We start from the raw sequence: 11,954 nt of genomic DNA on the forward strand, positions 1-11,954 counted from the left end.
GTGGGGGGGAGTGGCCCCCACACCCCCACGTTTTGGGGCGGCGGGTGTGATCGGTGCCGGGGCGCGGCTACGGCGCGCTCCGGCTGGGCGCCGCGCGCAGCCCGTAGAACGTCCCTCCACCGTTGCCGAGTAAGTGCGGACGGCCGGGAAGGTGCCCGGCTGGTGCATGCGTGGAGTGTGGCGCCATGACCATCCAAGACCGCATCAAGCTTTGGCGTGAGGACGCCGCAGTCCTGCGGCGCCGGGGCGCGCGGCGCGCCGCCGCCCTCATGGAGCGCCTGGCCGAAGAACTGGAGGCGGATGTATCCGCCAGCGGCGGCGCCGTGGACGTGCCCGAGCTGGTGGACATGGCCGCCGCCGTCGCCCTCTCCGGATACACGCGCGGCCACCTGCGGCGCATGCTGGTGGCGCGCACGCTCACCAACTACGGCACCGAGGCGCGCCCTCTGTTCCGCGCCGCCGATCTGCCCCGGAAGCCGGGCGCCGTGCGGCTCCAGCTACCGACCGCCGGAGTGCAATAGCATGCAATACCGGCAAAGAAAACCCACGGGAGAAAACGAAGGGAAGAACCTTGTTTGTGGTGGTTTTTCCCTTTGCAATAGACGCAAGCACACGCAATAACACCCTTGACTATTGCACCCCATTGCGCTAGATTAGGGGTGTAGGTTGCGTGTGCGCGTCGAAACGGAGAAAGCGAGTTTCCCCATGGCGCGCATCAAAAATCAGTGCTGGAGCTACAACGCAGGCGAGCGCGGCGAAAACTGGTGCCGTGCGTACGAGAAGGCCAAAGGCGGAATCATCATGCTGGAATGGTTCGAGACCGCCCTGGACGAGCAAGGACAGCCCGTGCGCGATCCCGAGACGGGGAAGCCCGTCAAGACCAAGCCGCGCGTCAGCTTGGGCCACAGGGACCGCGACAAGGCCGAGGCAGCCGCCAAGGCCAAGGCCGCCGAACTGCTCACCGGATCGACCACCGCCCGCGTTACGTCGCTGCGGCAGCTCATCGCCCGTTACTTGAAGGAGGTCACGCCCACCAAGAAGGAGAGCAAGCGGCTACAGGACGCCCGCAGCGAACGCGTTTTTCTGGCCTACTTCCAAGACAGGGCCAAGGCCGGAGAGAAGGAGCGCGGGCCGGAGCGCCACCCCAGCACGCTGGACAAGGCCGATTGGAACGGCTTCGTTGCGGCGCGCAGAGACGGGAAGATCACCGGATGGAACCGGCGCTGCCGGGCCAGTCAGGTTCGCGGCGATCTGAAATTCCTTGTCTCGGTGCTCAATTGGGCCAGCGGCGCAGACGAGGACGCGCCGTACTTCCTTGCTCGCAATCCGTGGCGCTGGGAACGCCGCAGGGCGCAAAAGATGGTCATGCCCAAGGAGAAGGACCCCCGCCGCCCCGGAATGGGCGACGAGCAGCACGCCGCGCTGATGCGGCACTCTCCCAACTGGCGCTTTGCGCTGGTGGCCGTACTTTGTCGGGAGACGCTGCACCGCATGAACTCCGTGCGGCAGCTTCGCAAGCAGGACGTGGACTTCGCGCGCGGCCGGATCAACTGGCCCGCCGAATTTGACAAGACGGAGCGTGATCTTGTTAGCCCGCTCACGCCGGAAGCGCTGGAGGCCATCCAAGCAGTGCCTACCCCTTCCGTCCTGTCGCCGTGGCTGATCCCGTCCGAGCACGACCCGTCCAAGCCCGTCTCGCGGGCCGTGCTCAACAACTGGATGCAGGAGGCCAAGAAGGCCGCAGGCATCAACGAGGATCGGCTAGGGTTCCACGCTTACAAGCGGGCTGGCATCCGCACGGACGGGTTCCGCGACTTCGCGCCCAAGGTACAGGAGCGGTTGACCGGAACGAGCTACGAAGTGTTGAAAGAAGTGTACGACCAAGTGCCGTACGAGGTGCTTGTGGAGGCGATGGAAACGCTCCGCAAGGAACGCAGAAGGGCCTAAAAGGGCCTTTGACACCAGTTGTTGACACCCTCGCTTTCCGAGGCTGGACGGGGAAACGCCCTAAGTGGCAAACTGGAAAGGACTTAGCGAGTGCAACGGCGCTTGCGCGGCCCGCCCGGTTCAACAACCCCCAGGGGTTTTGGGGGAGGTGCGAGCCTTGGCGAGCGGAGGGGGCGCGCCGCGGCCAGTTCCGCGCGCTGAACCTTCGTTCGCGTCGGCTCGTGAACCTTGGTACTTGAACCTGGGCACTGCTCTCGGATGACTGTCGATACACTGACGGCTGTTTCTACCATGCGGGCGGCGCGGCTGGCGGCGCCCGGTGAGATTTCGCTGGATGAAGTCGCGCTCCCCGAGCCCGGGCCGGGGCAGGTGCGCATCCGACTGGAAGGATGCGGCGTCTGCGCCAGCAACCTTACGCCGTGGGGCGGCGCGGAGTGGATGAAGTACCCCACCGACCCCGGCGCGCTGGGGCACGAGGGGTGGGGCGTGGTGGACGCGCTGGGCGAGGGCGTAGACGGGTTCGCCGTGGGCGACCGCGTGGCGGCGCTGTCGTACAGTGCTTACGCGGAGTACGACCTGGCGGACGCATCGGCCACGGTAAAGCTGCCGGCGTCGCTGGACGGCCAGCCATTCCCCGGCGAGCCGCTGGGGTGCGCGATGAACATCTTTCGCCGCAGCGACATCCAGGCGGGGCAGACGGTGGCCATCGTCGGCATCGGCTTTCTGGGCGCGCTGCTCACGCGGCTCGCGAAGGATGCCGGCGCGCGGGTGATCGCCATCAGCCGCCGCCCGTTTTCTCTGGACGTGGCGCGGCAGATGGGCGCGGACGAGACCATCGCCATGGACGACCACTGGGCCATCATCGAAAAGGTGAAGGAGCTTACCGGCGGCGTGCTGGCGGACCGGGTGATCGAGGCGGTGGGCAAGCAGTGGCCGCTGGACCTGGCCGCGGAGATCACCAAGGAGCGGGGCCGCCTGATCATCGCGGGCTACCACCAGGACGGCCCGCGCCAGGTAAACATGCAGATGTGGAACTGGCGCGGCCTGGACGTGATCAACGCCCACGAGCGCGACCCCGAGGTCTACATCGAAGGGATCCGCATGGCGGTGGATGCCGTCGCCAGCGGCCGGCTGGATCCCACGCCGCTGTACACGCACACGTATCCGCTGGATCAGCTGGACCAGGCGCTCAACGACACCCGCGACCGGCCGGACGGGTTCCTCAAGGCGCTGGTGCGGATGGACTGAGGGAAGTGCGGAAGTGGGGCGGGAGGTGAGGGCGAGTGTGGTGCGACCCGCGGCGCCCCCTCCGCTCGCTCAGGCTCGCACCTCCCCCAAAAAAGACTGGGGGAGGTTGGGGTGGGGCAGGCTTGAGGGCCTTTCAGACGGCTTCGCGCAGGCCCCCTCCGGGCCGGCACCACCGGCCCACCTTCCCCGAAACTGCCGGGGGAGGTTGAATGCGAGCCGCGGCTTCCGTAGCGGGATCGAATTCTCCCCTCTCCGCGAGGAACGAGCGGGGAGGGGCCGGGGGAGGGGCATACTGTCGGGCGCAGTTCGAGGCATGTCGAAATGCCTCAGTCTCCGCCCACGGGCGCAGCACGCGCAGCATTGTAGAAGCACCGTCACGTTTACCAGGAACGAGCATCTCGTGACCGACGTCCTGATCCAGGCAGAATCACAGTCTCCAGAGGCGGAGCCCACTTCCGCACTCCCGCACTCCCGCACTCCCGCACTCGGCTTCCTTGGCGTGGGCTGGATCGGCCGCCACCGCATGGAGGCCATCGCGAACTCCGGCTTCGGGCGCATCGCGGCGGTGGCGGACACGTCGGCGGAGATGATTGGTGCCGCGCGCGAGACGGCGCCGGACGCGCAGGTGGCCGACGGGCTGGACGGGCTGCTGGCGATGGGGCTGGACGGCATTGTCATCGCCACGCCCAGCGCCATGCACGCCGAGCAGTCCGTCCGCGCGCTGCAGGCCGGCACCGCCGTCTTCTGCCAGAAGCCGCTGGGCCGCACGGCCGGCGAGGTGCGCCAGGTGGTGGATGCCGCGCGCGCCGCGGACCGCCTGCTGGCCGTGGACCTGTCGTATCGCTTCACCGAGGGGATGCGCGCCATCCGCGAGCGCATCGCCCGCGGCGAACTGGGGAAGGTGTACGCGGTCGATCTGGTCTTTCACAACGCGTACGGGCCCGACAAGCCGTGGTTCTACGATCCCGCGCTCAGCGGCGGCGGGTGCGTGATGGACCTGGGTGTCCACCTGGTGGACCTGGCGCTGTGGGCGCTGGACTTTCCTGGCGTGGAGAACGTGACCTCGCGCCTGTTCGCGGGCGGCGAGGTGCTGGCGGGCGCGGATCGCTGCGAGGACTACGCGACGGCCCGCGTGGACCTGGCTGACGGCACCGCCGTGGATCTCGCCTGCTCGTGGAAGGTCAGCGCGGGGCAGGACGCGGTGATCGGGGCGTCGTTCTACGGAACCGGCGGCGGTGCGGCGCTCCGGAACGTCAACGGCTCGTTCTACGACTTTACCGCGGAGGCGTACCACGGTACCAGCCGCGAGACGCTGTCTACGCCGCCGGACGAGTGGGGTGGGCGCGCCGCCGTGGACTGGGCGCGCCGGCTGAGCGAGGGCGCCCGCTTCGACCCCGCCGCCGAGCGGCTGGTGGACGTGGCCGCCGTCCTGGACCGCATCTACGGCCGATGAAAGTACTCCTCACCACCGACACCGTTGGCGGGGTGTGGGACCACACAGTCACCCTGGCGCGCGAGCTGGACGCGGCGGGGCACGAGGTGCTGGTCGCCGTGATCGGCGAGCCGCGCGACGAGCGGCTGGCGGCGCTGCCGGCGGGCGTGCAGGTGGTGTGGCGCGCGTACAAGCTGGAGTGGATGCAGGATGCCGCCGAGGACGTACGCGCCGCGGGCGAGTGGCTGCGCGGCCTGGCCGACGTGTGGAGCCCCGACGTGGTGCACCTGAACCAGATCGCCTACGCGGTGCACGATTTTGCCGCGCCGGTGCTGGTGGCGGTGCACAGCGACGTCGTCAGCTGGTGGCCACACGTAAACGGCGTCGAGGCGCCGATGGACGAGTGGGGCACCTACGCCGGCTGGCTGCGCGCCGGCCTGCGCGCGGCCGACGCCGTCGTCACCCCCACCGCCTACCAGGGCGCGCTGGCGATGCGGTACTACGGCGTGGAGATCACGCGCGTCATCCACAACGGCATCCACTTCGGGGACGAGGCGCCGCGGCCGCGCGAGGGCGGCATCGTGCTGAGCGTCGGGCGGCTGTGGGACCGCGGCAAGGGCGTGGACCTGCTGGACGAGGCCGCGCGGCTGCTGGGGGACGAGGCGCCGGAGATCCACGTGATCGGCGAGGCGACGGCGCCGCACGGGGAAACGTTCAGCGTGCGGAACGTCACGGCGCACGGGCGGGTGGAGCGCGCGCAGGTGGACGAGTGGATGCGCCGCGCCTCCGTGTACGTGGCGCCCAGCCGCTACGAGCCGTTCGGCCTGGCGCCGCTGGAGGCGGCGCTGCACGGGTGCGCGCTGGTGCTGAGCGACATCGGCACCTTTCGCGAGCTGTGGGACGGCTGCGCCGAGTTCTTTCCCAGCGGCGACGCGCTGGCGCTGGCGCAGGCCATCCGCCGCGTCTGCAACGACGACGCGCGCCGCCAGCGCCTGGCCCGCGCCGCCGCCACCCGCGCCGCCCGCCGCTACACGGCCAGGCGCATGGCATCCGAATACATCGACCTGTACCAGCAGATGATCCGCACCCACGTCCGCCCCGCCCCCCGCACCGAGGCGGTCGCATGAGCCCGGCGTCGGCTCCGAACGGGCAACGTGCCCCCGGCCCGCGGGAGCGAATGAATTCGCCGCTGGACAATCGCAAAGTCCGCCCTCGCGGACTCGGCGGCCCGGCCGCGTGCGGCACTCCACACACCTGCGCGTCCGCTACCAGGGGACGACCCTGCGCATCGAACGCCATAGCCGCGCCCCGAACTTTCATTTCGAGGGAGCGCCGCGCTGCACCCTCTGTCACGCGATCGCCCGCGCGCGACCGAGAAATCTACTCGCTGCCACTCGTGGCGTTTCGCAGCGTCCCTGTCTCGCGGCCACAGTCCGCGCAGGCGGACTTCGTGCCTTTCCAGCGGCGAATCCGTTCGCTCCTGGACCCGGCGGGTTCGCGTAACCGACTGAATCGCCCCGTACCCAACTTCCCCCAGGGTTTTTGGGGGGAGGTGGGCGAGGTTTACGAGCCCGGAGGGGGCGCGCCGCCGGCACGATGCATGTCGCCGAGCCGCGAATCTCCAGTAGTTGACGTGCGGTCGTGCGAGGAAGGAGGGGCGCGATGAAGTTCGTCTTCTTCATCCACAGCGCCGTCAGCGACTGGAACCACGGCAACGCGCACTTTGTCCGCGGGCTGATGAGCGCGCTGACGCGGATGGGGCACGGCGTAGTGAGCTACGAGCCGCGCGGCGCCTGGTCCGTGGAGAACCTGCTGCGCGACCATGGCGTGGCCCCCATCGTCGACTTTGCCCGCGCGTATCCGGAGATCGACGTCCGCGACTACGATCCCGCGTCCCCGTCGCTGAACGACGACCTGGCGCGGGCTGTCGCGGGCGCGGACGTGGTGCTGGTGCACGAGTGGAACGATCCGCGGGTGGTGAACGCGCTGCCGCCGCTGGTGCGCGCGGCCGGCGGCATCCCGCTCTTCCACGACACGCACCACCGCCCGGTGAGCGACCCCGAGTCCATCGCCCGCTTTGACCTGCGGGCGTACGACGGCGTGCTGGCGTTCGGCGACGTGCTGCGCGACGTGTACCTGGATCGCTTCGGGGTGCGGCGCGCGTGGACGTTTCACGAGGCCGCGGACGTGGAACGCTTCCGGCCGCTCGACCTGCCGAAGTCGACCGACGTCATCTGGATCGGCAACTGGGGCGACGAGGAGCGCACGCAGGAGCTGCGCGACTACTGGCTGGGCGCCGCGCGGCGGTATCCCGAGCTGTCGTTCGTGGCGCACGGCGTCCGCTACCCGGAGTACGCGCTGGCGGAGCTGGCCGAGGCGGGCGTGGAGTTCCGCGGCTGGGCACCGTCCGTCCACGTGCCCGCCGCCTTCGCGCGCAGCCGGGTGACGCTGCACGTGCCGCGGCGCGCGTACGTGCAGGCGCTGCGGGGCATCCCCACCATCCGCGTGTTCGAGGCGCTGGCGTGCGGCATTCCGCTGGTCAGCGCGCCGTGGCTGGATTCGGAGAACCTGTTCCGCCCCGGGGACTACGTGTCGGTGGATTCGCCCGAGGCCATGTGGCTGGCGCTGCACCGCCTGGCCACGGACGACGACGCGCGGGCGGAGCAGGCGGCGCGCGGACTGGAAACCATCCTGGCGCGGCATACGTGCGGGCATCGGGCGGAGCAGCTGCTTGGAATCGTCGAAGAGCTCGGAAGCGTCGGCGCGGCGGGTGGAACAGAAGGGAATAGCGAACAGGGAATAGGAAATAGCCTGCAAACGCAGACGGATTCACGCTCCACGGAGGCGGCATGCACCTGACGTTCTTTGGCTCGTCGCTCGTTTCGTCGTACTGGAACGGCGCCGCCACGTACTACCGCGGACTCATCCGCGCGCTGCACGGCCTTGGCCACACCGTCACCTTTTGCGAGCCGGACGCGTACGACCGGCAGAAGAACCGCGACCTGGCGACGGATCCGGCATACGCGCGCGTCATCGTCTACACGACGGAGGCGGAGCGCGACGCGCTGATCGAGCAGGCGTTCGCGGAAAGCGACTGGGTGATCAAGTGCAGCGGCGTGGGCGTGTGGGACGCCGAGCTTGAAGAGGCGGTCGCCGAGCGCTCCGGCGGGCGGGCGATGACGGCGTTTCTGGACGTGGACGCCCCCGCGACGCTCGGCCGCATCGCCGCGGACCCGGCGGACCCGTTCCGCATGCACATCCCCCGCTACGACCAGGTGTTCACCTACGGCGGCGGTCCGCCGGTGGTGCAGGAGTACGAGCGCTGGGGCGCCCGGGCGTGCACGCCCATCTACAACGCGCTCGATCCGGACGAGCACCGGCCCACGGAGGGCGTTGCCGTGGAGTACGACATCCTCTTCATGGGCAACCGCCTGCCGGACCGCGAGGCGCGGGTGGAAGAGTTCTTTTTCCGCGCCGCCGCGCTTTGCCCCGAGCACAGGTTCCTGCTCGGCGGTGAGGGGTGGGGATGGAAGACGGACATGCCGGCGAACGTCACGTATCTTGGCCACGTCCCCACCGGCCGCCACAACGCGGTGAACGCGAGCGCGCGGCTGGTGCTCAACATCCACCGAGACAGCATGGTGCAGAACGGGTGGAGCCCGGCCACACGCATGTTCGAGGCGGCGGGCGCGGCCAGCTGCCAGGTGACGGACGCGTGGCAGGGGATCGAAGATTTCTTCGCGCCCGGCGAGGAGATCCTGGTCGCCGCCAGCGCGGAGGAGGTGGCGCAGCTGGTGCGTTCGGTGGATGACGAGCGGGCGCGGCGCATCGGGCGGGCGGGGCGGGCGCGCGCGCTGGCGGACCACACCTACACCCGGCGCGCGCGGCAGATGGATGCCGTGCTGCGCGCCGCGCCCGTGGAGGCCGCATGAAGCTCGTCGTCTTCGGCCTGACCCTCTCCTCCAGCTGGGGGAACGGCCACGCGACCACCTACCGCGCACTGCTGCGCGCCTTTGCCGCGCGGGGGCACGAGATCGTGTTCTACGAGTGGGACGCGCCCTGGTACAGCGGCAACCGCGACCTCAAGCACCCCGGCTACGTTACCCTCAAGCTCTACGACGACTGGGCCGCCGTATCCGCCCAGGCCATCGCCGAGGCAAAGGAGGCGGACGCCATCCTCGTCGGCTCCTACGTCAAGGACGGGCCGCGGGTGATCGACGACCTGGCCGAAGCCGGCGTGGACCCGCTCTTCTTTTACGACATCGACACGCCGGTGACGGTGGCGGCGCTGCGGAGCGGCGGGGCGGAGTACCTGCGGCGCGACCAGGTGCCGCTGTTCACGCGCTACCTGTCGTTCACCGGCGGACCGTTTCTGCACCAGGTGCTGGAGGGGGAGCTGGGCGCGCGCGAGGCCCGGCCGCTGTACTGCTCGGTGGATACGGATCGCTATCACCCCACGGACGTCGATCCGCTGCTGGTGAGCGACCTGGCGTACATGGGGACGTACGCGCCCGACCGGCAGCCGGTGCTGGAGCGGTTCCTGGTAGAGCCGGCGCGGCGGATGCCGGAGCGCAGGTTCTACGTGGCCGGCCCGCAGTACCCGGACGACATCCGCTGGCCGGCCAACGTGCTGCTGAACCCGCACCTGCCGCCGTCGCTGCACGCCGCTTTCTACAGCAGCGCCCGCTGGCAGCTCAACGCCACCCGCGCCGACATGGTGCAGGCCGGCTGGTCGCCCAGCGTGCGCCTGTTCGAGGCGGCCGCCTGCGGCGCCGCCATGATCAGCGACCGCTGGCCGGGCATCGACCACTTCTTCACCCCCGGCGTGGAGATCCTGCTTCCGGAGAGCACCGAGCAGGTCATCGACATCCTCCGCACCACCCACGACGACGACCGGCGGATGATCGGCCTTGCCGCGCGCGCGCGGATCCTGGCCGAGCACACCGCCGCGCACCGCGCGGAGGAGCTGGAGGCGCTGGTGGGGGCCGAGGCGTCGGTCTGATTTCGCGGTGGCGCAAACGGCCTCGTGGCCGCCACCTGGATCGCGAGGTAGAACGGACAGAGGGAGCCCGCCGGACCAGCCGGCGGGCTCCTTCGTTCGCACGTGTTGCGCGATCCGCCTCCTCGCGCGGCCGTTCTACCGGCGCGCGTCGGAGTGCGTGCTCAGCGCGTTGCGCCGCGGGTGGCGTCACCAGTTGAAGGTGACGCCGATGACGCTCATCTTGCCCGCGACGATCGGCGCCCACTGGCCGTTCCACGTGCCGTTGTAGCTTGCCGCGACAACCGGGCCCTTGGTCTGGGCGTCGTCGTTGCTCCAGATCGGCCCCGCCGGCACGTCCATCGTAAAGCTGACGCCGCCGCTGCCGCTGGCGGGTGCCGGGAACTCGACGCCGACGGTGCTCATCACCGAGCTGACCGCCGTACTCCACTGGCCGTTCCACGTGCCGCCGTGAGCCGCGGCGACGATCGGCGCCTTGGTCTGCGCGTCATCGTTGCTCTCGATCGGGCCCGCGGGAATGCTCACGGCGAACGTGTTGCTCGTGCTTGCGGACGGGCTCGCCGAAGGGCTCTGCCCGCCCAGGCCGTTCACGATCGCGTTCGCGTAGTCCACCGGGTACGTGGCGCCCCCGCACGACGGGCTGTTCGCGCTCTCGTACTGAAACAGGTCGCCGCTGTTCCACAGAAAGCCGCCGGTGATGCCGCTCCCGCTGAGCCCCTGGAAGGTGCTCTGGAGGTCCGAAGGGCACGTGGTGCCCTCCCCGCCGGTGACCCAGTAGCCGGGCACCACAAAGGCGCCGGAGTCGGCGATGCCCGCGTCCGCGAGGTTTACGGCGGTGATCCAGTCGAGGGGGTCGTTGCCCGCGCCGCCGGCGTAGCACTGCAGGTTGAGCCACTGCACGGGCTGCACGTTGCCGTTCAGCTGGTACAACTGCTGGAGGCAGTACGTCCAGAACGGAATGTTCTCGTACGGGGAGTAGGTGACGCCCACGCCCAGGCTGCTCACCTTCATCGTGAGGTCGATGATCATCGCTGCCTCCGCGGGCGTATACGCCGGCTTGATCAGCTTCCCCGTCGGGTCGTACTGCGCCTGTGGCTCGTAATCAAAGTCGACGGCGGTGACGGGGAAGGCGGCGCAGAGGGCTTGCAGGTTCTTTGCGCCTGCCGTGTCCCACGTTGCCTGCAGGTTCACGAAGTCGCTCGCCGTTCCCCATGCGCCCACCGACAGCAGGATCTCGCTGACGCCGCCCGACACCAGGGCGTTTACGTTGTCGGCGAAGTCGGAGCCGAGCTGCAGCTTGCCTCCGCTCACCATGGGGGTGTCGTTGTAGTAGAAATCGCCGTTCGCCTGAACGTGGATCGACCACAGAAGGACGGTGGTAAAGCCTCCCTTCGTGAGCTGGGTGATCTGCTCCGCATAGGAAGGCGAGGGGTTCGTCTCGTTGAAGAGCCCCGTTCCATAAAGTCCGACGCGAGTGCTCATGATCGGGGATCATCCTTTCCAGGATTCCGGGATTCCGGGATATTATCCGAGGAGGGGATACGGTGTGACGACAAGCCGCGATTGGGCTGTCGAGGGGGGCGCAGGTGGGCCCCGGGCGCATCCCGTACCCGGCACCCCTCTCGCCTGCATGCAACCGGGTTCACACCCCGGTGCTCGCGCCGCGCCGTGGGTGCACGTGCCGGGCACCGCGCCCGGCACGTGCACCCGATCCGCTTTCCGCCGGGCGGCCTTTCTCCTGTCGTGCTGGAGGGCTTGCCCAGGGCGTTACGCGGGTGGCGGTGTCACCAGTGGAAGGTGACGCCGATGACGCTCATCGCGCCCTCGACGGTGGTCGTCCACTGGCCGTTCCACGTGCCGTTGTAGCTGGCCGCCACGATGGGGCCCTTGGTCTGGGCATCCTCGTTGTTCCAGATCGGCCCCGCCGGCACGTCCATGGTAAACGTGACGCCGCCGCTGCCGTTGGCGGGCGCCGGGAACTCCACGTCGACGGTGCTCATCACCGAATCGACCACCGTCCGCCACTGGCCGTTCCACTTGCCGCCGTGGGCCGCGGCGACGATCGGCGCCTTGGTCTGGGCGTCGTCGTTGCTCCAGATCGGGCCCGCGGGGATGCTCACCGTGAATGAGCTGCTCATGGTTCCGAACTCCTTGCATGATGTTTTGGGCCTTCGCCCGTCCATCCGCACCTCATTGTGCGGGTGGGTGTCACGCGTGGCGGGGAAAGCTCCCCGCCTCCGACTGTGACGGCCCCATTCAAGGCATGGCCCGTTCCACACGCCGCCCGGCAACGGCGCCACAATGTTGCGGTGCGTGCAAGTGCTTTTC

At 69.3% G+C, this 11,954-nt stretch carries 10 protein-coding genes; 8 read left to right on the plus strand and 2 right to left on the minus strand.

The genetic code is table 11. The features are described from left to right. The first annotated feature begins 185 nt into the window (after positions 1 to 185). The 8 genes from ACOJUJ_RS29700 (at position 186) to ACOJUJ_RS29735 (ending at position 9,629) form a co-directional block, all read left to right on the plus strand. Entirely contained in the window at positions 186 to 521 is a 336-nt protein-coding gene (locus ACOJUJ_RS29700) for a hypothetical protein (protein ID WP_420130552.1), read from the plus strand. 184 nt (positions 522 to 705) lie between these two features. Further along, positions 706 to 1,947, plus strand: coding sequence for a tyrosine-type recombinase/integrase (locus tag ACOJUJ_RS29705; protein WP_420130553.1), 1,242 nt, complete (start codon positions 706 to 708; stop codon positions 1,945 to 1,947). A 258-nt stretch (positions 1,948 to 2,205) separates the two neighbouring features. Next, positions 2,206 to 3,195 (plus strand): MDR/zinc-dependent alcohol dehydrogenase-like family protein, encoded by a 990-nt coding sequence (locus ACOJUJ_RS29710; RefSeq protein WP_420130554.1) that lies wholly within the window; start codon positions 2,206 to 2,208, stop codon positions 3,193 to 3,195. A gap of 499 nt (positions 3,196 to 3,694) precedes the next feature. Further along, entirely contained in the window at positions 3,695 to 4,648 is a 954-nt protein-coding gene (locus ACOJUJ_RS29715; RefSeq protein WP_420130608.1) for a Gfo/Idh/MocA family protein, read from the plus strand. After that, the gene (locus ACOJUJ_RS29720; RefSeq protein WP_420130555.1) at positions 4,645 to 5,754 is read left to right on the plus strand and encodes a glycosyltransferase family 4 protein; all 1,110 of its coding nucleotides are present in this window, start codon (positions 4,645 to 4,647) and stop codon (positions 5,752 to 5,754) included. The genes ACOJUJ_RS29715 and ACOJUJ_RS29720 overlap by 4 nt, the downstream gene beginning before the upstream one ends. A 535-nt stretch (positions 5,755 to 6,289) precedes the next feature. Then, the gene (locus ACOJUJ_RS29725) at positions 6,290 to 7,486 is read left to right on the plus strand and encodes a CgeB family protein (RefSeq protein ID WP_420130556.1); all 1,197 of its coding nucleotides are present in this window, start codon (positions 6,290 to 6,292) and stop codon (positions 7,484 to 7,486) included. Beyond that, positions 7,477 to 8,559 (plus strand): CgeB family protein, encoded by a 1,083-nt coding sequence (locus ACOJUJ_RS29730; protein WP_420130557.1) that lies wholly within the window; start codon positions 7,477 to 7,479, stop codon positions 8,557 to 8,559. Before ACOJUJ_RS29725 ends, ACOJUJ_RS29730 begins: the two co-directional genes overlap by 10 nt. Next, complete coding sequence (locus ACOJUJ_RS29735; RefSeq protein WP_420130558.1) at positions 8,556 to 9,629, plus strand: CgeB family protein; 1,074 nt, start codon at positions 8,556 to 8,558, stop codon at positions 9,627 to 9,629. Before ACOJUJ_RS29730 ends, ACOJUJ_RS29735 begins: the two co-directional genes overlap by 4 nt. A gap of 186 nt (positions 9,630 to 9,815) precedes the next feature. On the opposite strand, the gene ACOJUJ_RS29740 is transcribed toward ACOJUJ_RS29735, so the two are convergent. Next, complete coding sequence (locus ACOJUJ_RS29740) at positions 9,816 to 11,108, minus strand: mannan-binding lectin (protein ID WP_420130559.1); 1,293 nt, start codon at positions 11,106 to 11,108, stop codon at positions 9,816 to 9,818. Between the two features lie 302 nt (positions 11,109 to 11,410). Further along, positions 11,411 to 11,764: a mannan-binding lectin gene (locus ACOJUJ_RS29745; RefSeq protein ID WP_420130560.1), complete on the minus strand. Its 354-nt coding sequence runs from the start codon at positions 11,762 to 11,764 to the stop codon at positions 11,411 to 11,413. Positions 11,765 to 11,954: the final 190 nt, after the last annotated feature.

Source organism: Longimicrobium sp., from assembly GCF_048594345.1.
Classification (GTDB): domain Bacteria; phylum Gemmatimonadota; class Gemmatimonadetes; order Longimicrobiales; family Longimicrobiaceae; genus Longimicrobium.

Coding starts and splice junctions, on each gene's coding strand:
- ACOJUJ_RS29725 (WP_420130556.1), top strand. CDS start 6,290: ATGAAGTTCGTCTTCTTCATCCACAGCGCCGTCAGCGACTGGAACCAC.
- ACOJUJ_RS29700 (WP_420130552.1), top strand. CDS start 186: ATGACCATCCAAGACCGCATCAAGCTTTGGCGTGAGGACGCCGCAGTC.
- ACOJUJ_RS29745 (WP_420130560.1), bottom strand. CDS start 11,764: ATGAGCAGCTCATTCACGGTGAGCATCCCCGCGGGCCCGATCTGGAGC.
- ACOJUJ_RS29735 (WP_420130558.1), top strand. CDS start 8,556: ATGAAGCTCGTCGTCTTCGGCCTGACCCTCTCCTCCAGCTGGGGGAAC.
- ACOJUJ_RS29720 (WP_420130555.1), top strand. CDS start 4,645: ATGAAAGTACTCCTCACCACCGACACCGTTGGCGGGGTGTGGGACCAC.
- ACOJUJ_RS29730 (WP_420130557.1), top strand. CDS start 7,477: ATGCACCTGACGTTCTTTGGCTCGTCGCTCGTTTCGTCGTACTGGAAC.
- ACOJUJ_RS29710 (WP_420130554.1), top strand. CDS start 2,206: ATGACTGTCGATACACTGACGGCTGTTTCTACCATGCGGGCGGCGCGG.
- ACOJUJ_RS29705 (WP_420130553.1), top strand. CDS start 706: ATGGCGCGCATCAAAAATCAGTGCTGGAGCTACAACGCAGGCGAGCGC.
- ACOJUJ_RS29740 (WP_420130559.1), bottom strand. CDS start 11,108: ATGAGCACTCGCGTCGGACTTTATGGAACGGGGCTCTTCAACGAGACG.